The sequence below is a fragment of the Amycolatopsis mediterranei genome, from assembly GCF_026017845.1.
Taxonomy (GTDB): Bacteria; Actinomycetota; Actinomycetes; order Mycobacteriales; family Pseudonocardiaceae; genus Amycolatopsis; species Amycolatopsis mediterranei.
Map to the genome: position 1 here is coordinate 7,885,030 of NZ_CP100416.1, position 18,169 is coordinate 7,903,198.

The following is an 18,169-nucleotide window of genomic DNA, read 5'->3' on the forward strand; positions in this document are numbered from 1 at the left end:
CGGGGGTCCGGGCCTTCCCGCCTCACAGCCAGCCGGACTCCTCGGCGATGCGGATGGCGTCGACCCGGTTGCGGGCGTTGAGCTTCGCGACGACGGTCGTGAGGTAGTTCCGGACCGTGCCGGCGGACAGGTACAGCCGCGCGGCGACCTCCACCGTCCCGTAGCCCTGCGCGACCATCCGCAATACGTCCAGCTCGCGGGCGGTGAGCGGGCAGTCGACGGTGTCCCAGGCGGCGAGCGCCAGGTCGCCGTCGACCATGCGGCGGCCGGCGAGGACCCCGCGGACCGCGCTGGCCAGCTTGTCGGGTGGCGCGTCCTTCAGCAGGAACCCGCCCACCTTGGCGTCCAGCGCGCGCCGCAGCGTGCCCGGCCGGCCCAGGCTGGTCAGGATCAGCGTCCGGCACTCCGGGAGCTGCTCGTGCAGCTCACCGGCCGCGGTGAGACCGTCCATGCCCGGCAGGTCGATGTCGATGACCGCGACCTGGGCCTGCCTCGCGCGCGCCATGGGCAGGATTTCGGGCCCCGACGCGACCTCCGCAACCACGTCGATGTCGGGTTCCAGCCGGAGCAACGCGACCAGCGCCCCCCGTACGATGTGCATGTCCTCGGCAACCAGTACTTTGATCACGGGTGCCTCCGCACTCACGATTCCCCAGAAGCCCAGTTAAACATTTTGCTTGCCGAATCGGTTGCACCGTTCGGGCGCCACTCGCGGTGAATCCCTCGAAATGCACATGCATAGGTGAGTACGCGGTAAAAAATCCCCTCTTCGCGACGAAGCGACTACGAGCCGTGACGATCCCCCTACGCCGGCGGCCGCGGGTTTACCGCGGGGTCAGTTACAAATTTTCCGATGCTCCACACGCGGCGAGCCGGCCACCGCGAACACTCGCGGTGACCGGCTGGCCGGGGCACGACCTGCGAAAACCTGCTCAGGCCGCTTCGAGGACATCCGCACGGCAGATGGTGGCGCGAACCGGCCCCGCCGCGGTGAGGCTGTCGCCCCACTGGCCGAACCGCTCGATCACCAGATCGGCGGCGGACTGGTCGAACTCGACACCCAGTTCGGCGAAAAGCACACGAACATTGGCGGAAACCTGTGCGGCCATTTTTTGCTCCCAGTGGCGAAGATGAGTGCTTCACGTGTCTCAAATAGTCGCCCATGAATGGGACGGCAGCCAGTGCCCGCATCACCGGGGCGATGTGGCTTACACATGGTCCGCCCGGTTGGCGCAATAGCCTCCGAATGGGCTAGCAAACCCCGGAAACAGGCCGGAACGCCGCATTTTCGTCACTATTCGCGGTCGACCGGATGCGGGCAGGCGCGAGCACCGTGAGAAACGCACGGTCCGCACGAACGAGGTACCCGACGCCGCCGCGGCCAAACCCCACATGTGCAAAACGCATGTCGGCCACCGGCAAAATCCATCCCGGCCGGTGCACAGAGCACTTAAGAAGTAGACCGCCGCGGATCTACAGTTTCCTGGAATCAATTCCCGCTCCGGGTGCCTTCGCCGGAAGGCGATCGGGCGGCAACTCCACGACCGACAGGGACGGCCCATCATGGACGAGATCGTCCGGCAAGCCGTGGCACGCGCCATCGTGACGATGCGAGACAACCTGGGCGAACGCCTCACGATCGACGACCTCGCCCGCGCGGCCATGTTCAGCAAGTTCCACTTCACGCGGGTGTTCCTGCGGGTCACCGGGCTGTCGCCGGGCCGGTTCCTGTCGGCCCTGCGGCTGGCGGAGGCGAAGCACCTGCTCGCGACCACCGCCATCTCGGTGGCCGACATCAGCCACCAGGTCGGCTACAACAGTGTCGGGACGTTCAGCGCGCGATTCAGCGGCAGCGTGGGCGTCTCGCCGTCAGGTTACCGCCAGCTGCACGGCATGGCCCCGCGGATCGCCGACCGGCAGGCCCAGCCGGGCTCGGGGGCGACCGTGCGCGGGCAGCTGCGCGTGTCCGTTCCCGCCGAGGTGGGGCCGGTCTTCGTCGGGCTCTTCGCCGCCCGGATCACCGAAGGCGCGCCGGCCCGGCACGCGATCCTGCCCGGTCCCGGGCCGTATGCGCTGACCGACGTCCCGCTGGGCTCCTGGTACGTGCTGACGCACGCCTTCGGGACCTGCCCGCACGACGGCACGCAGGGCCTGCGGCCGTTCACCGGCCTCACCGGTCCGGTGACGGTGCACCGCGGCGTCACCGCGAGCCTGGCCGACGTCCGCCTGCGTCCGCGGCACGGCTTCGATCCGCCGGTCCTGCTGGCACTCCCGAGCTTGCGGCAGGCCGCCCTTACGCGTTCGATCGCCAGCTGAACACACGCACATCGGGTGAATCCCGATGCGGTTCGACCGCAGCCATTCGGCCCAAGGTGCCGACATCGGCGGCCGGATTGCCGCTACCGGGCCGTACCGGTAAAAGCAAGTGGATTTCGGCGTATTTCGCGGACCGGCGATCGCGGGTCCGCTTCCGCGAAGACCGGCACGGTCCGGCAATGGCGTACAATCGCCATTGGGAGCCGCCGGACTGGGGTGCGAGGTACCGTCGTGATCAAGGTATTGCTGGCCGAGGACATGCACATGGTCCGCGGCGCCCTGGTCGCCCTGCTGAACCTGGAATCCGACATCGAAGTGGTCGCCGAGGTTTCCACCGGCGACCAGATCCTGCCCGCCGCCAAAGCGGCCCATCCGGACGTCGCGATCATCGACATCGATCTACCGGGCAAGGACGGGCTGTCGGCGGCGATCGAAATCCACGAGAGCCTCCCGGACGTCCACACCCTGATCCTGACCAGCCTCGGCCGGCCGGGCACGGTGCGCCGGGCGCTGGACGCGAAGGTGAACGGGTTCCTGTTGAAGGACGCCCCCTCGGACAAGCTGGCGAACGCGGTCCGCTCGGTCGCGATCGGCCGCCGCGTCATCGACAGCGAGCTGGCACTGGCCGCCTGGGAGACCGACGACTGCCCGCTCACCCCGCGCGAGATCGAAATCCTTTCGCTGGCCGCGCGCGGCCGCACGGTCTCGGACATCGCCTCCGAGCTGTTCCTCTCGGCCGGCACGGTCCGCAACTACCTGGCCGCCGTGGTGACGAAGCTGAACGCCCGCAACCGCGTCCACGCCATCCGCATCGCCACCGAAGCCGAGTGGCTCTGACCCCTCGGCACCCCCGCAGCCGGCCGACCCTCCAGGCACGCGAGCCGGCGTTTCCATCACGCAAACGGCACGACCTTGCCGCCGCGGCGACCGGACGCCACGCCATCACCGCAGCCGAGCGGCTCCGGTCCCGCCGCCGCGCACGGCCCCGCGGCGACCGAACCGCACCCCGCAACCGAATCCCGGCCGGCCGAGCCGGTCCGCGCCCGGGCCGGAAAGCGTTTCCCGCGTCAGCCGGCCCGCCGCCGGCGGCCCTCCAGTGAGCCCAGCGGGATCGCCACCAGGAGCCGGTGGGTGCCGTCCGGGCCGGTTTCGGTCGTCAACGTGCCGTTCAGGTCCTCGACGCGGTCGGCCAGGTTGCGCAGCCCCGCACCGGAATCCGCGCCGCTGCCGTCCACGCCGCCCGCGCCGTCGTTGAGGATCTCCAGCCAGGCCGTGCCGTCCACCGTGCTCACCGAGAACGCGCACCAGCTCGCCGTGCTGTGGCGCACGACGTTCGTCACCCCTTCGCGCAGCACGGTGGCCAGTGCGGTGGCCACCCGCGGCGGCAGGTCGCCGAGGCAGGAGCGGTCCACCGTCACGCGGGTGCCGGCGGCGTTCAGCACGTCCGCGGCCGCCCGGCACTCGTCGTCGAGCGACAGCTCCCGGTAGCCCGCGGCGATCCTGCGGACGTCGGCCAGCGCGCGGCGGGACATCACCAGCAGCTCCGCCAGTTCCGCCTTCGCCTGCTCGGGCCGGCCGGGCACCAACCGGTCGACGAGTTCACCCTTGAGGGTGATCGCCGAAAGGCTCAGCCCGAGCAGGTCGTGCAGGTCGCGGGAGAACCGCTTGCGCTCTTCGGCGATGACTTGGCGCTTCAGCTCGCGCACTTCGTCCTCGCGCTCGGCGACCAGCCGCGCGGCCGTGCCCAGCCCGAACAGCGTCAGCGCCGCCACCGCGGCCGACACCGCACCCCCCACCCCGGCATCCCCCGAACCGGTGGTCAACGCCGCACCGAGCCCCGCCGCGACGCACGCGAGCAGCGCCGCCGGCACCGCACGGACCGACCGGGTCACGAGCAGCACCCCGCCGGCGAAGAACCCGGCGGCGGGGCTCCACGGCGCGCCCAGCGGCAGCAACGGCACGAGCCCGAATGCGGCTGACACAGCCAAAGCGAGGACCGGACGCCGGAACCGGCCCGTGCCGAACCAGGCCAGGTGCCCGCCCGCGAGCACGGCGGCGAGCACCAGCGCGGCCAGCCGCACCGGCCAGGACGCCACGCCGGTCAGCACGGGCAGGGCGGCCAGCAGCGCCACCGCGGCGGCGGCCACCGCCTGCGCCCCGAACACGAGCGTGCGGAAGTCTCGCCGCTCCTCCCCGGAGGGCGGAGCGTGGCCGCCGGTCTGCACACCGCGAATCCGCACCGGATAACTCACGGCCCCTCCCGCGTCACCCCGCACTCCAAGAACACCAAGGTAACAGGGCGGGCCCGGCTGTCAGGGTGACGGCGCACCGCCCGGGAAGTCCAGGACGCACTCGCCGACGCTCACTTCGGCGGGCCACTCGAGCTTCAGCGAGTGGTCCACGCGGTCCCCGGCGTCGACCGGGACGGCGTGCGCCGCGAGCCCCATCGCCTTGGCCGCCAGGTAGAGGACCTGCTGCAGGGCGCCGACGTGCAGCAGGGTCGTCGCGTACGCGGCGCTGCCGAGCACCCAGGCGATCCGCGACATCCGCGCGGTCATCGTCAGCAGCACCGACGGCCTGCGGTGGCTGCCCGCACCGACCATGGCCAGGTCGAGCAGGCCGTCCAGGACGACCGAATCGTCGTTGACGAGCGTCAGCGTGTGCCACAGCGGGTCGTAGTGGTAGATCCCGCGCCCCAGGCCGACGCAGCGGTTGATCCCGACGTAGATCTCGAGCTCGTACAGGCAGGCGATGCTGAAGTACGGCCGCTGGGACGCCTCGTGGCCGGGCCCGCCGGGCAGGTAGGCCGGCCCGATCGAGCGCACCCGCGCGGCGCGGTAGAGGAACTCCCCGATCTGCTCGGCCGACAGCGCGCGCTCGGTGACCTCGGGGCACCCGTGGTCCTGTTCGAGCAGCGTGCTCAGCGTCGGATCGGTCGCCTTGAGCACCGCCGGGTCCGGGCGGTGCAGCGGGAACGTCGGGCCGGCGGTGATCGGCTTGACCACCGGTGGCTCGGCCCCCGCCCGGCGCGGCTCCGTCGAGCCGGCCTTCTGCCACGTCCGGCTGCGCGCGTGGAACAGCATGTCGTGCGGCGTCCAGACGGCGAGATCGGTGTCGGTGTCCTCGGCGAACTGCGCCCAGTCGTCGGCCACCAGCGCGACACCCGCGCCGACCAGGAACGCCACGACGTCGGCCACGATCTGCTCGGCCACCCCGGTGGTCTCGGCGACCTGCGCGACGGTGACCGGCCCGGCCAGCGACGTCGCCACGAGCGCCGCGGGCGGGCGCAGCAGCGCGACCCGGTACCGGGCGCGCGGGGACTCCAGCAGCATCCCGGAGCCGTCCGGCCGCATCGCCGAGAACCGCGAAAGCTTGATCAGCCGTCCGGGTGGCACCGGGCCGGCCGGGAAGACCGGGGACTGCGTCACCGGGATCGCCGAGAGCACCGGTCCCTGGCCGTCGTTGAGCGCCAGCGAATGCACGACCGAGCCGGACAGCCGGGTCAGGACCTTCCGCAGCGCGCCCGCCCACGCTTCGGCGGCGCCGCTCGCCGACGAGGCGAGGTTGCCCATCGAAACCGGGCCGAGCACCATCCGGCTCAGCGACTCGCGGACCGGCTCGGGGATGCCGGCCAGCTCGTACTCGCCCCACCAGGTGACCGCGACGATCGTGTCGTCGTCCCCCGCCTCCAGCAGGGTGTCTTCGGTGAGGGACCAGAGCCGGACGGTCTCCGGGGCCCCTTCCGGGCGGTCAGCAGACAAGGCCAACTCCTCAAGCGAACTACGAACACCGAGCGCCCGCAGGCGCTCAGAGGAACATCGGGAACGGGTTGAGCCGTTCGTACGGGGTCGGCGCGGCCAGCCTGCCGAGGCGGACCGGGACGTCGAAGAGCCGGCCCGGCGCGAACCGGGCCCAGAACGGGCGCAGCCCCGGCACCACGACCTTCACCACCGGGATCCCGACGTCCGGCCGGGTCTGGTCGAGCACCAGCAGCTCCAGGCCGGCCCGGGTGAACAGCCGGTCCAGCGCCTCGACGTCGTCGCGGACGTCGGGCCGGTTGACGAACCGGAACTCCGCGGCGGTCCGCATCCGCACACCCGCCGCGGGCCGCAGGTACGGCTGGTTCGCGACGGTGGCGTAGCTCAGCCAGCGGCGGGCGTCCGGGTCGTCGAGGTCATGGCCGGCGGACTGGACCACCGGCAGCATCTGGTTGAGCTCGGTCACCGCGCGGCGCACCGCGATCCGCGGGTCGAGGTGCGCACCGAAGCCGAAGATGACGTCCTCGTGCGGGCCGTCGATCCGCCGGGACAGCGCGACGGTCACCGGGATGCCGAGGTCCGACGTCACGTCGAGGACCCACAGCTCGCGCCCGAGCCCCGCGTAGCCCGCGACCACCTCGTCCAGCCACGGGTCGGCGAAGGAGGCGAGGTCGACGCCCGGCACCGGCGTGCGGTTGTACCACCAAATCGCCACGGCGTCGCGTTCGACCAGCTCGAGCGCCCCCTGCAGGATCGCGTCCTCCACGCTGCTGCCCGCCGCGGAGCCGTTCGAGTCGGCCCGCACGCCACGCGCCGCGCCGTCGCACGGGCTCCCGTAGTACAGGTACGACGTCGGCAGCAGCCGCCGCCGTCCGGACAGCGACCACAGCGGCGTCCAGTCGACGCGGGCGGCCGGGTCGAACGGCTCGCCGACGCGCTGGAAGTCCGCGTGCTCGGGGTTCCAGGTCGCACGGCCGGCGTACTGCCGGTCGGCGAAGAGCATGCACGTGTTGGGGTGCACGGCTTCCTCGCCCAGTTCGTGGTAGGAGCCGCGGATGCGCAGCTCGTCGCCCTGGAAGTTGCCGGAGAACCGTTCCGCGGCTTCGCAGAGCGCGCCGACCTCGGCGTCGAGCGGGGTGACGCCCTTGCCGCCGTTCTCGCAACGCAGCCCCGCGCGCAGGGCGGCCATCCCGGTGACGCCGCGGGCGATGTTGGGCCCGGAGCGGTAGGCGTTGGCGAACGCCGGCGCGGCCGGGTCGGGCCGGATCTCCTTGACGATCCCGGTGACCGGGCTGACCAGGTGCCGGTACCGGTCGAGCATCTGCGCCGGCGTCGCGGTCCGGTGCCCGCCGCCCCCGGTGGTCGCCTTCTTCGCCGGCTTCAGCTCGACCGGGCGCACCGAGCGCCACGCCACCAGCCACGGGTCGCCGCAGCTGGGGCACTGCGGGCGGCGGCGCAGCTCGTGCAGCCTGCCCTGCAGGTCGAGCGTGTCGAGCGTCCACACGCACTGCTGGCCGTGGTGGCGGTAGCCGGCCACCCACTTGGCCGCCTCCAGTGCGACGAGGTGCGCGGCGGCGGCGGTCAGCGGCGGCAGCGCCGGCACCGGGCGGCGCGCGGGCCCGGCGTGGCCGAGCTCCTGCTGCACGCACGCTTCGGCGTGCCGGTGTCCCCACAGCCGGTGGGTCAGGCAGTGCCAGCACGCGCCGTCCGGCCGCAGCACCGGGCCGATCCACACCTGGGCCCCGGACGGGCGCGCCAGCAGCCACGGCCGCCCGGCCCGCCGGTGCGCGTGGTCGATCGCGGCCAGCCGCGGGTCGAGGTAGTCCGCGCAGAGCACGACCGACAGGTCGGCGGCGCCGCCGTCCGCGCCCACCACGTCGAGGCCGGCGCCGGCCAGTGCCCGTTCGACCGGGCCGGCGTCGACCCCGTCGGCGCTGTCGCCCACCGCCACCAGCCGCACGGTGCCCGGCCGGGCCGTGACGAGGTCCGCGTCGATGCCGCAGGCGTCCCAGTAGGCCAGCGCGCGCTCGTCGCCGGGCCGGGTGTCCCCGCCGTGGCTGCGCAACGTCACCAGGCCGGCGTCGACGAGCTGGGCCAGCAGCGCGGCGACCTCCTCCGGCGGCATCCCGCCGGGACGGCCGCGCAGCAGCCGGTCGAGGTCGTGCGTGCCGTCGAGCAGCGCCGCGAGCGACTCGATCTTCGCGCCGCGCATCGCGATCACGCCCTGTTCCGAGAACAGGTAGGCCCCCTTGCCCGCCCTGACCTCCGCCCGCAGGTGCCGCCGGAACGCCGGCACCTGAGGGGTCGCGGCACCGCCGCCGTCGTCCGGTACCCGTGCGTCCACCGCTGTCGTGGGCATGGCTCTCCTGCCGGTCGCCGAGTGAGACGAGGGAATCAGAATCCTGCTCCACGGCGGGTCGGCGGGGCCAGTGCGGCGAGCACGGGGAAGTCATGCGAAACGCATGGGCCGATGTGGGAAACGCACCGGGCGGAGGTGTACGGCTCACTGGCCGCGCGCGGTGGGGAACCGTCACCGTAGACATCGACGCCCGTTTGCGGCCATGGCGCGTCAGGGCACCGTAACCGAACTCGCGACTGTGCGCGAACCGGGGCGCCCGGCCTGGCACCCGAGACAAGTGAGGACCCGAGTATGCCTACCTCTGCTCGCACCTACGGACAGTTCTGCGGCCTGGCCCGGGCGCTCGAGATCGTCGGTGAGCGGTGGTCGCTGCTCGTCGTCCGTGACCTCATGCTCGGCCCGAAGCGGTTCGACGACCTGCAGCACACCCTGCCGCGCATCCCGGTGAGCATCTTGACCTCGCGCCTCAACGAACTCGAGGAGGCGGGCGTGGTCCGGCGCCGCGTGCTGTCGCAGCTGGACGCCGGCGTCGTCTACGAGCTCACCGAGTACGGCACCGAGCTCGACCACATCGTGCTCGACCTCGGCCTGTGGGGCTCGCGCTCGCTGACCTACCCGAGGCCGGACGAGGTCTTCACCCTCGACACCGCCATCATCTCGCTCTACACGACCTTCCAGGAGGAGGCCGCCGCCGGCGTGCACGTCAACTACGAGCTGCACCACCCCGGCGACATGATCGTGCACGCCATGGTCGACGACGGCGCGCTCAAGGCCTCCGCCGGCGCACTGCCCGCGGCGGACCTGGTGATCGAGCCGCAGGGGCCGGCCGTCCTCGACCTGCTCAACGGCAGCCTGACCGCCCAGGACGCCATCTCCAGCGGCAAGGTCCGGGTCCAGGGCGACCCGGCGCACCTCGACCTGTTCACCCGGCTGTTCCGCATCCCGCCCGCCCCGGAGCGCCCGACCGGGCTCGTCGCGCGCTGACCGCCTCGCCCGGCCGGCACGCACTCCGCCATTTCCCTTACCGCATCAGCAATCCGGAGTAACGGAACACCGCGCGGGAACCGTTATCGTCGACGCACACGTCGTTTCCGGGAGAACTGGGGTCCGCATGTCCACGTCCGAAGTCGCCCGGCCGGCCGGGTTCCTGGGCGGTCTCAACAGCCGTCACCACCACCGCGCGCTCGCGGTGTTCATGGTCGTCGTGCTCGCCCACTGGACCGAGCACATCGTCCAGGCCATCCAGATCTACGCACTCGGCTGGCCCACCTCCCGGGCCCGCGGCGTCCTCGGCATGCCGTTCCCGTGGCTGATTTCGCAGGAATGGCTGCACTACGGCTACGCGCTGGTGATGCTGGTCTTCCTGTGGGTCCTGCGCCACGGGTTCGCCGGCCGGTCGCGGCAGTGGTGGAACCTCGCGCTGGGCATCCAGTTCTGGCACCACATCGAGCACCTGCTGCTGTTCATCCAGGCGCAGAGCGGGTGGCGGCTGGCCGGGCAGAAGGTGCCCACGAGCATCATCCAGCTGCTCGTGCCGCGCGTGGAGCTGCACCTGTTCTACAACACGATCGTCACCATCCCGATGATCGTCGCCGTCGTCCTGCACCGGCGGGCCTCGGCCGCCGAGCGGGAAGCGACCGGCTGCTCCTGCGGCGTGCCGAGGCAGCCAGAGCTCGCCGCGTCGTGAAGCGGGCGCTGGCCGTCCTGGCGTTCCTCGCCGGCTGGCTGCTGCTCGGCGCCACCCCGGCTTCGGCGCACGTCGAAGTCGTCTCGTCGACCCCCGGGGACGGCGCCCGCCTCGGCGCGGCGCCGTCCCTGGTGTCGGTCACCCTGTCGGAGAACATCGGGATCCAGCCCGGCTCGATCAAGGTCGTCGACCTCGGCGGCCGCCAGGTCGACACCGGGCCGGTGTTCCAGCCCGGCGAGGACGCCCAGCAGCTCGCCGTGCGCCTGCGGCCCGGCGTCCCGGACGGCAGCTACCTGGTCGAATACGCGTTCGTCTCGGCCGATTCCCACCCCGTGCGCGGCACCTTCGCCTTCGTCGTCGGCACCGGGCCGCTGGTCACCTCGGCCGGCGCGGTGTCCGCGGCCACCGGCACCGACACCGCCGTCGACGCTGTGTCGACGGCGGTGCGCTGGCTGGCCTACCTCGGCGTCGTGCTGCTCGGCGGGACGGCATTCGTCGTCCTGTGCCGCCCCGCGGGCCGCACCGACCGGCGGGCCCGGCGGCTGCTGCACGCCGGCGCCGGGCTGGTCGCGGTGACCACTGCGGCGGCCTTCGTGCTGCAAGGGCCCTACGCGGCCGGCCGCGGCCTCGGCGCGGTGTTCGACACCGCGCTGCTGGCGGACACCCTGCGCGTCGCGTACGGGAAGCTGCTGCTGCTCCGGCTGGCCGCCGTCGCGGTGCTGGTGGTGGTGCTGCCCCGGCTGCTGCGACCCGGCCTGCCCGACCGGCTGCGGGCCCGATCCGAGAACCTGACCATGGTGACCGGCTTCGTCGTGCTGCTGACGTTCTCGGCCACCGGGCACCCGGTCACCGATCCGGTCCTGTTCGTCTCCGTCACCGCCGACCTCGTGCACTTCGGCGCCATCGCGGTGTGGGCGGGCGGGCTGGCCCAGCTGGCACTTTGCCTGTACCGCCCGGCCGAGGGCGAGGACCCGGCGCCGGCCGCGGCCCGCTTCTCCGGCATCGCCGCCAAGGCGGTGACGGCGATCGCGATCAGCGGCGCGGTGCTGGCCCTGCGCATCATGCCGTCGGTGTCGACGCTGTGGACCACCCGGTTCGGCCTGCTGGTGCTGCTCAAGATCGCCGGGTTCGCCGTGCTGCTGGCGGTGGCGAGCCGCTCCCGGGCCGCGGTGCGCCGGGGCTTGACCACGTCACCGGAGGGCACCACCCGGACGGTCACGGCGGACTTGCGCCGGCTGCGGCAGGCGGTGGCCGCCGAGGTGGTGCTCAGCGCCGTGGTGCTGGCCTTGGCCGCCCTGCTGACGGTGACCCCGCCGGGCGGCTGAGCTCACACCCCCGGGTGCGGCGGCGGAGCGAACGGACCCCAGGTGAACGCGGGCAGCCACGGCCCGGGTGCCTCGCTCCAGTCCAGCGCCGCCAGCTGCCCGAGCGAGCGGCGCCCGGCGAGCGCGCGGTAGAGGTCGTGGGCCGGGGCGGTCACCGACGCCGCCGGGCGGCCCTTGCCCGCCGTCCACACCGAGCCGCCCGTCGTGCGGATCCGCAGGGCCGGCAGGCCGCGGCCGGCGACCGAGCCGGAGAAGCCGCGGACCAGCACCTCGAAGCTCGGCGCCCAGGCGAGGTGCTCCACCGGCGGCGGGACGCCGAGAGCGGCGCGCAGGTCCAGCTCGTGGGTGTAGGCGTCCATCACCAGGACGTCGCCGCTGCGCCCGCCCGCGGCCGCGAGCCGCCGGTCGAGCTCGTCGCCCGCTTCGTCCCAGCGGTCCAGCAGGGCGGGGACCTCGAGCGGCCCGGCCGGGGCGGGTGTGGGGCCGCCGAGGCGCGCGAGCACGACCTCGGCCTTCTCGAGGAGGTGGTCGACCAGATCGGTGACTGTCCACATCGGACAGGCCGGGACCGCGCGGCGGTGGGTGCCGGGCCGGGTCCCGATCAGGGCGCGCACCCCGCGCCGCACCTCCGGGTAACCCACGAAGTCCGGCGCCGGTGCCGGCTGGGTCGTTGTCACGCGCTCTCCCTCACCTGGCACTCACGCACGATCGGCTCGCTCGGCCCAGTATGCCCTGGTGGCGGCCCTCGCGGTTCTCTCCGCGTGCCGCCTCGCCCGGCACCGCCGGGAACCGCCGCTGGTCCGGCTGAGCTGCGTCGAGGCCGATCACGAACCGGTTTTCCGAAGAGGGACAACGGATCTCGGTCGTCGCGCTGCGCCTCGACGGGCGTGGCGACCTCGCCGGCTCGGCCGCCGGACTCACCGAACCGCCCGGCGTCCGGAGCACGTCCACCGGGCCCGGGGAACCGCTCGACGAATGATCGCCCGCCCGGGCAGCGGGCGGAGGCCGGTTTGCGGCACACTGGAGGGCACACGGAAATTCCCCGGCGGCGCAAGGAAAACGCGCAGCCGAGGAGAAACCATCCAATTCGGAGGTGAGGCATGGCCCCCGGCGGCGGCGAGGACGTGGCGCACACACAGCCCGGATTCGATCTGGCGTGGCGTGGTTTTCACCGCGCGCAGGTCGAGGAGTACGTCGCGTGGGCCGAGGCCGAGCTACGCAGACTCGCCGCCGAGAGCGACTCCGCGCGCCGGCGTGGCGACGCGCTCGCCGAGGAGAACCGTGAGCTCCGCCTGAAGATCGACCGGATCTGCCGGACCCCGATCGCGCCGGACGCGCTGCAGGAGCGTTCGCGCCGGATGATCGAGCTGACCCGCGAAGAAGCAGCCGAAATCACCGCGGGCGCGACGGAAGCCGCGGAGCGGATCCGCCGGGAGGCCGAGGCGGAAGCCGTCCGGCTCACCGAGAAGGAGCGCAGCCTGGTCGCCGAGGCCGAGGCCGAGCGCGAGCGGCAGCGCGCCGAGCACGAGGAGCTCCTGCGGGCGGCCGAGCAGCGCCGCCGGGAGCTCGACGAGGCCGCGGCCCACCGCCGGGCCCAGCTGGAGGAGGACCACAGCCGGGCCATGACGGCCCGCCGCGCCGACGCGATGCGCGAACTGGCCGAGCAGAAAGCGGCGGCCCGCGCGAAGGCCGACCAGCTGGTCGCCGACGCGACCCAGCGCAGCGAAGCGCTGGTCACGACGGGCGAACGCACACTCGCGGCGGCCGAGGCCAAGGCCGAAAAGCTGGTCACCGAAGCCACGCGACACAGCGAAACGCTGGTCACCACCGCCGAAGCCAAGGCCGCGAAGCTGGTCACCGAAGCCACACAACGCGCCGAAACACTCGTCACCACCGCCGAAGCCAAGTCCGAAAAGCTGGTCACCGAAGCCACCGAACGCGCCGAGAGCATGGTCGGCGCCGCCGAGCGGGAGGTCGCGGCCCTGGGCGAGGTCCGTGACCAGCTCAAAGCCGCGCTGTCCGGCTGCCGCGGCCTGCTGGCCGATGCGGCCGTGGCCCTCGACGACCGTCCGGCGTCGTTCGATCCCGAAGCCACCCTGCCGATGGCGAAGAGAGTCCCGATCCAGCGCCGCCCACCCGCGGTGGACCTCACCGACGCGGTCGGCTGACGCCGGCCCCCACGCCGTTCCGGACGACTCGTTCATGACCTCGGAAGACCTGACCGAGCGCCCGAGCGAAGCCGCGTCCTTCCCGCCCCGGCGGGTGTCCGCGCTGGTCGCGGCGGTCGTGACGCTCGCCGCGTCGACCACGCTCGCCAACCGGGTGCTGCCCGGCTGGGCGTACCCGGTCTGCGGCCTGGTCGCGGCCGTGGTCTTGGTGGTGCTCGGCCGGGCGGCCGGATGCTCGTGGCGCGACCTGGGCCTGCACGCCGTCCGCCGCCCGGCGCTGGCCGGGCTGGCCGGCGCCGCGCTGATGGCGGTCGTGTTCGGGATCGCGCTGGCCGTGCCGTCGCTGCGGACGGTCTACCAGGACGGCCGGGTCGGCGACCCGGACTTGGCGCAGCTGCTGTGGCTGACCTGCGGCCGGATCCTGTTCGGGACGGTGCTCATCGAGGAGATCGCGTTCCGCGGCGTGCTGCCGGGCCTGTTCGGCGCGACCGACGAGCGCTGGCGCTGGCCGCCGATCCTGTGCTCGGCGGCCCTGTTCGGGCTCTGGCACGCGTTGCCGGCGCTGGCCATCGGCCGCAACGCCGCCGTGCACGCGGTGTTCGGCTCGACGCCGGTGCTGGTGCTGCAGGTGCTGGCCATGGCCGCGGCGGGCCTCGCCGGGATCTTCCTGCACTGGTGGCGCCACGTCGGCCGGGGCGTGCCGGCATCGGTGATCGTGCACTTCGTGACGAACGCCGGCGGCCTCACCCTGGCCGTGCTGCTCCGCTAGGACCGCACCAGCCGCGCGATCGCGTCCGACGCTTCCCGGACCTTCAAATCGGCCTCCTCGCCGCCTGCCGCGGCCGCCTGGACGACGCAGGTCGCCAGGTGCTCGTCGAGCAGCTCGAGGGAGAACGACTGCAGTGCCTTCGTCGCCGCGGAAACCTGGGTCAGGATGTCGATGCAGTACTTGTCCTGCTCGACCATGCGCTGCAGCCCGCGGATCTGTCCTTCGATCCGGCGCAGGCGCTTCAGATAGGCTTCCCGCTCGCCGCCGTATCCCGTCATCGCCCACCTGTCCCCGTCGTCGGCTTCCCTCCCGGCAACTATACCCTCCCGGGGTGTCAGCGGAAGCGCCGCAGCCGGAGGCTGTTGCTGACCACGAAGGCCGACGAGCACGCCATCGCCGCTCCCGCGATCATCGGGTTCAGCAGGCCGAGCGCCGCTAGCGGCAGCGCGGCCACGTTGTACGCGAACGCCCAGAACAAGTTCCCCTTGATCGTGGCGAGGGTGCGACGGGCCAGCCGGATCGCGTCGGCGGCCACGCGCAGGTCGCCGCGGACCAGCGTCAGGTCGCTCGCTTCGATCGCCGCGTCGGTGCCGGTGCCCATCGCCAGGCCCAGGTCGGCCTGGGCGAGCGCGGCCGCGTCGTTGACGCCGTCGCCGACCATGGCCACCACGCGTCCCTCGGCCTGCAGCCGCTTGACGACGGCGACCTTCTCTTCGGGCAGCACCTCGGCGACGACCTCGCCGATCCCCGCTTCGGCGGCGATCGCCCGCGCCGCGCCGGCGTTGTCGCCGGTCAGCAGCACCGGCGTCAGGCCGAGCGCCCGCAGTTCGGCGACGGCTCGCGCGGACGTCGGCTTGATCGTGTCGGCGACGACCAGCCGCCCGCGGACCTCGCCGTCCCAGGCCACACCGACCGCCGTGGCGCCTTCGGCCTCGGCGAGTTCGCCGCCGACGAACGCCGCGCGCCCGACCGTGACCTCGCGCCCCTCCACCACGCCGGTCACGCCGAGGCCCGCGGTGCTGCGGAACGCCGTGACGGCGGGCAACGCGCCGAAGCGCTCCCGGGCGGCGTCGGTGATGGCGTGGGCGATCGGGTGTTCGGAAGCGGCCTCGACGGCGCCCGCGAGCCGGAGCACCTCGCCGTCACCCTCGACGAGCGCCATCCGGCCGGTGGTGACCGTGCCGGTCTTGTCCAGGACCACGGTGTCGACGCGGCGGGTGGACTCGAGCACCTCGGGGCCCTTGATGAGGATGCCCAGCTGCGCGCCGCGGCCGGTGCCGACCAGCAGCCCCGTCGGCGTCGCGAGGCCGAGCGCGCAGGGGCAGGCGATGATCAGCACGGCGACGGCCGCGGTGAACGCGGCGTCCGTCGTGCCGCCGGTCGCCAGCCAGCCGACCAGCGTGGCCAGCGCCGCGAAGACGACCGCCGGGACGAACACCGCCGAGACCCGGTCGGCCAGCCGCTGGACCTCGGCCTTGCCGTTCTGCGCGGCTTCGACGAGCCGCGCCATCTGCGCGAGCCGGGTGTCCGCGCCGACGCGGGTGGCGCGCACGAGCAGCCGGCCGCCGACGTTGACGGTAGCGCCGGTGACAGCGTCGCCCGGGCCGACCTCGACCGGCACGGACTCGCCGGTGAGCATGCTGGTGTCGACCGCGGAGCCACCTTCGGCGACCACACCGTCGGTGGCGATCTTCTCGCCGGGCCGGGCGACGAAGACGTCGCCGACCTGGAGGTTCGCGATCGGGACGAGGTGTTCTTCGCCGTCGCGGAGGACGGTGACGTCTTTCGCGCCGAGGTCCATGAGCGCGCGGAGGGCGGCGCCGGCGCGCCGCTTCGACCGTGTCTCGAAGTGACGGCCGGCCAGGATGAAGGTGGTGACCGCCGCGGCCACCTCGAAGTAGAGGCCGTGGCCGGCCATCCCGACGAGGAGCTGGTAGAGCGACCAAGTCACGGAAGCGACGACGCCGAGCGAGATCAGCGTGTCCATCGTGGCGGCGCCGTGGCGGAGGTTGGCCGCGGCGGCGCGGTGGAACGGCCACGCGCCCCAGGTGACGACCGGCGCCGCGAGCACGAGCGCCACCCACGGCCACGCCGTGAACTGCCAGGCCGGGACCATCGCGACGACGATGAGCGGGACGGTGAGCACCGCGGAGACGAGCAACCGGTGGCGCAGCGGGCGTGCCTCGTCACGCGCTTCGGGCTCGGGGAGCCGCGCGGAGTAGCCGGCCGCCTCGACGACGGCCCTGAGGTCGTCGACCGAGAGCGTGCCGGGGTAGCTGACCTGCGCTTTTTCGGTGGCGTAGTTGACCGTCGCGGTGACGCCGCCGACCTTGTTGAGCTTGCGCTCGACGCGGGCGGCGCAGGAGGCGCACGTCATCCCGCCGATGGCGAGCTCGACGCGGGCGGCGGTGGTCACCTCGGCCGGGCTCATGCGACCAGGCGGTAGCCGGCCTCGGTGACGGCGGCGGCGACCGCGTCGGTGGTCAGCGGGGTGTCGCTGGTCACGGTCACGCGGCCGCTCTCGACGTCGACGTCGACCTGCCGGACGCCGTCGAGTTCGGAGACCTCCTCGCGGACCGAGGTGGCGCAGTGTCCGCAGGTCATGCCCTCGACGGTGTAGGTCGTTTCGGCCATCTCCCGCTCCTTTCGCTCCGTCTCTTTATACCCATCGGGGGTAGGGGTTCTCCATCGGGTCCCGTCAGACTCGCGGGATGCGGAAGATCTACGCCATCGGGATCGGGGCGGGCGACCCGGAGCACCTCACGGTGCAGGCGATCGACCGTCTCAACCGCGTCGACGTCTTCTTCGTGCTCGACAAGGGCGCGGAGAAGGCCGACCTGGTGCGGCTGCGGCAGGAGATCCTCGACCGGTTCGTGACGCGGGAGTACCGGGTGGTCCTGGCGGAGGACCCGCCGCGCGACCGCACGCCGGCGGACTACCGGGCGGCGGTGGCCGACTGGCATGCGGCCCGGGCGTCGGTGTACGAGTCGCTGATCCTCTCGTCGCTTTCCCCGGACCACACGGGCGCCTTCCTGGTGTGGGGCGACCCGTCGCTGTACGACAGCACGATCGCGCTGATCGAGGCGGTGCTGGCGCGGGGGAACGTCGAGTTCGAGTACGAAGTGGTGCCGGGGATCAGCAGTATCTCGGCACTGGTGGCCCGCCACCGGACGACGATGAACCAGATCGGCCGCGCGGTCCAGCTGACCACGGGCCGCCGGCTCGCCTCGGGCTGGCCGGAGGGGGTCGACGACGTCTTCGTGCTTCTCGACGCCCACACGACGTTCGACCGCTTCACGTCCTCGGGGCTCGAGATCTTTTGGGGCGCCTACGTGGGCACGCCCGACGAGATCCTGATCGCCGGCCCGCTCACCCCCGCGCTCGCGGCCCGGATCCGCTCGACCCGCGCCGAAGCCCGCGAACGCCACGGCTGGATCATGGACACCTACCTCCTCCGCCGCCCAGCCGACTAACCCCGTGTTGACCCTCCAATCACGCGAGTCGACCTTTCAATCACGCGTGATGTCCCTCCAATCACGCGTGGTCCGCCTTCGATAGGGCCGGCTCGTGTCTGGAGGGTCAGCACGCGTGATTAGAGGGTCAACACGTGTGATTAGGGAGTCGACACGGTGGCGGGAGTGGATGCGGACATGCGGAAAGGCCCCGGGAGAACCATTTTCGGGTTCTCGACCGGGGCCTTTCACATGTTGAGTTCGGCGGTGTCCTACTCTCCCACAACCCTTCGGTTGCAGTACCATCGGCGCTGTCAGGCTTAGCTTCCGGGTTC

17 protein-coding genes are annotated in these 18,169 nt (G+C 72.7%); 8 read left to right on the top strand and 9 right to left on the bottom strand.

The window, feature by feature from the left end:
• Positions 1–22: 22 nt before the first annotated feature.
• Together ISP_RS35345 and ISP_RS35350 are read right to left on the bottom strand one after the other, a co-directional pair.
• A complete protein-coding gene (locus ISP_RS35345; protein WP_013228649.1) occupies positions 23–628 on the bottom strand; it encodes a response regulator transcription factor in 606 nt (201 codons plus the stop codon).
• Positions 629–932: 304 nt separating this feature from the next.
• Positions 933–1,109 carry a hypothetical protein gene (locus ISP_RS35350; protein ID WP_165476101.1) on the bottom strand — a complete coding sequence of 59 codons (177 nt, stop codon included), beginning with the start codon at positions 1,107–1,109 and terminating at the stop codon, positions 933–935.
• A 454-nt stretch (positions 1,110–1,563) separates the two neighbouring features.
• On the opposite strand from ISP_RS35350, the gene ISP_RS35355 reads away from it, so the two are divergent.
• Positions 1,564–2,316, top strand: a complete 753-nt coding sequence (locus ISP_RS35355) for a helix-turn-helix domain-containing protein (protein WP_013228650.1) — start codon at positions 1,564–1,566, stop codon at positions 2,314–2,316.
• 231 nt (positions 2,317–2,547) lie between these two features.
• On the top strand, positions 2,548–3,153 hold the full coding sequence (locus ISP_RS35360) for a response regulator transcription factor (protein ID WP_013228651.1): 606 nt from the start codon (positions 2,548–2,550) through the stop codon (positions 3,151–3,153).
• Between the two features lie 230 nt (positions 3,154–3,383).
• Here ISP_RS35360 and ISP_RS35365 read toward each other — a convergent pair whose 3' ends face one another.
• The 3 genes from ISP_RS35365 to ISP_RS35375 are packed head-to-tail and all read right to left on the bottom strand — an operon-like array spanning position 3,384 to position 8,433.
• On the bottom strand, positions 3,384–4,568 hold the full coding sequence (locus tag ISP_RS35365) for a sensor histidine kinase (protein ID WP_230468501.1): 1,185 nt from the start codon (positions 4,566–4,568) through the stop codon (positions 3,384–3,386).
• A 60-nt stretch (positions 4,569–4,628) separates the two neighbouring features.
• Positions 4,629–6,077, bottom strand: coding sequence for a SagB/ThcOx family dehydrogenase (locus ISP_RS35370; RefSeq protein ID WP_013228653.1), 1,449 nt, complete (start codon positions 6,075–6,077; stop codon positions 4,629–4,631).
• Positions 6,078–6,123: 46 nt separating this feature from the next.
• Positions 6,124–8,433 carry a TOMM precursor leader peptide-binding protein gene (locus tag ISP_RS35375; protein WP_230468502.1) on the bottom strand — a complete coding sequence of 770 codons (2,310 nt, stop codon included), beginning with the start codon at positions 8,431–8,433 and terminating at the stop codon, positions 6,124–6,126.
• 291 nt (positions 8,434–8,724) lie between these two features.
• Here ISP_RS35375 and ISP_RS35380 point away from each other — a divergent pair, with 291 nt between their 5' ends.
• From ISP_RS35380 to ISP_RS35390, 3 genes are all read left to right on the top strand, one after another.
• Positions 8,725–9,417: a winged helix-turn-helix transcriptional regulator gene (locus tag ISP_RS35380; protein ID WP_013228655.1), complete on the top strand. Its 693-nt coding sequence runs from the start codon at positions 8,725–8,727 to the stop codon at positions 9,415–9,417.
• A 127-nt stretch (positions 9,418–9,544) separates the two neighbouring features.
• Positions 9,545–10,120, top strand: a complete 576-nt coding sequence (locus tag ISP_RS35385; RefSeq protein ID WP_013228656.1) for a hypothetical protein — start codon at positions 9,545–9,547, stop codon at positions 10,118–10,120.
• Positions 10,117–11,445 carry a copper resistance CopC/CopD family protein gene (locus tag ISP_RS35390; RefSeq protein ID WP_013228657.1) on the top strand — a complete coding sequence of 443 codons (1,329 nt, stop codon included), beginning with the start codon at positions 10,117–10,119 and terminating at the stop codon, positions 11,443–11,445. Before ISP_RS35385 ends, ISP_RS35390 begins: the two co-directional genes overlap by 4 nt.
• 2 nt (positions 11,446–11,447) lie before the next feature.
• On the opposite strand, the gene ISP_RS35395 is transcribed toward ISP_RS35390, so the two are convergent.
• Positions 11,448–12,122 (bottom strand): maleylpyruvate isomerase family mycothiol-dependent enzyme, encoded by a 675-nt coding sequence (locus tag ISP_RS35395; RefSeq protein WP_013228658.1) that lies wholly within the window; start codon positions 12,120–12,122, stop codon positions 11,448–11,450.
• 423 nt (positions 12,123–12,545) lie between these two features.
• Between ISP_RS35395 and ISP_RS35400 the strand changes: the two genes are divergently transcribed.
• Together ISP_RS35400 and ISP_RS35405 are read left to right on the top strand one after the other, a co-directional pair.
• On the top strand, positions 12,546–13,613 hold the full coding sequence (locus ISP_RS35400) for a coiled-coil domain-containing protein (RefSeq protein ID WP_013228659.1): 1,068 nt from the start codon (positions 12,546–12,548) through the stop codon (positions 13,611–13,613).
• A 34-nt stretch (positions 13,614–13,647) separates the two neighbouring features.
• Positions 13,648–14,382, top strand: coding sequence for a CPBP family intramembrane glutamic endopeptidase (locus ISP_RS35405; RefSeq protein ID WP_013228660.1), 735 nt, complete (start codon positions 13,648–13,650; stop codon positions 14,380–14,382).
• Here the strand turns inward: ISP_RS35405 and ISP_RS35410 are convergent.
• The 3 genes from ISP_RS35410 to ISP_RS35420 are packed head-to-tail and all read right to left on the bottom strand — an operon-like array spanning position 14,379 to position 17,016.
• Positions 14,379–14,660: a metal-sensitive transcriptional regulator gene (locus tag ISP_RS35410; protein ID WP_013228661.1), complete on the bottom strand. Its 282-nt coding sequence runs from the start codon at positions 14,658–14,660 to the stop codon at positions 14,379–14,381. The genes ISP_RS35405 and ISP_RS35410 overlap by 4 nt on opposite strands.
• A 56-nt stretch (positions 14,661–14,716) precedes the next feature.
• On the bottom strand, positions 14,717–16,813 hold the full coding sequence (locus tag ISP_RS35415; protein WP_013228662.1) for a heavy metal translocating P-type ATPase: 2,097 nt from the start codon (positions 16,811–16,813) through the stop codon (positions 14,717–14,719).
• On the bottom strand, positions 16,810–17,016 hold the full coding sequence (locus tag ISP_RS35420) for a heavy-metal-associated domain-containing protein (protein WP_013228663.1): 207 nt from the start codon (positions 17,014–17,016) through the stop codon (positions 16,810–16,812). The genes ISP_RS35415 and ISP_RS35420 overlap by 4 nt, the downstream gene beginning before the upstream one ends.
• Positions 17,017–17,093: 77 nt before the next feature.
• On the opposite strand from ISP_RS35420, the gene cobF reads away from it, so the two are divergent.
• Positions 17,094–17,855: a precorrin-6A synthase (deacetylating) gene (gene cobF / locus ISP_RS35425; RefSeq protein ID WP_013228664.1), complete on the top strand. Its 762-nt coding sequence runs from the start codon at positions 17,094–17,096 to the stop codon at positions 17,853–17,855.
• The last annotated feature ends 314 nt before the right edge of the window (positions 17,856–18,169 follow it).

Bases quoted from the DNA above. Each gene is read 5' to 3' on its own strand.
- ISP_RS35350 (WP_165476101.1), bottom strand. From the start codon at position 1,109: ATGGCCGCACAGGTTTCCGCCAATGTTCGTGTGCTTTTCGCCGAACTG.
- ISP_RS35355 (WP_013228650.1), top strand. From the start codon at position 1,564: ATGGACGAGATCGTCCGGCAAGCCGTGGCACGCGCCATCGTGACGATG.
- ISP_RS35375 (WP_230468502.1), bottom strand. From the start codon at position 8,433: ATGCCCACGACAGCGGTGGACGCACGGGTACCGGACGACGGCGGCGGT.
- ISP_RS35380 (WP_013228655.1), top strand. From the start codon at position 8,725: ATGCCTACCTCTGCTCGCACCTACGGACAGTTCTGCGGCCTGGCCCGG.
- ISP_RS35385 (WP_013228656.1), top strand. From the start codon at position 9,545: ATGTCCACGTCCGAAGTCGCCCGGCCGGCCGGGTTCCTGGGCGGTCTC.
- ISP_RS35400 (WP_013228659.1), top strand. From the start codon at position 12,546: ATGGCCCCCGGCGGCGGCGAGGACGTGGCGCACACACAGCCCGGATTC.
- ISP_RS35405 (WP_013228660.1), top strand. From the start codon at position 13,648: ATGACCTCGGAAGACCTGACCGAGCGCCCGAGCGAAGCCGCGTCCTTC.
- ISP_RS35410 (WP_013228661.1), bottom strand. From the start codon at position 14,660: ATGACGGGATACGGCGGCGAGCGGGAAGCCTATCTGAAGCGCCTGCGC.
- ISP_RS35415 (WP_013228662.1), bottom strand. From the start codon at position 16,813: ATGAGCCCGGCCGAGGTGACCACCGCCGCCCGCGTCGAGCTCGCCATC.
- ISP_RS35420 (WP_013228663.1), bottom strand. From the start codon at position 17,016: ATGGCCGAAACGACCTACACCGTCGAGGGCATGACCTGCGGACACTGC.
- cobF (WP_013228664.1), top strand. From the start codon at position 17,094: ATGCGGAAGATCTACGCCATCGGGATCGGGGCGGGCGACCCGGAGCAC.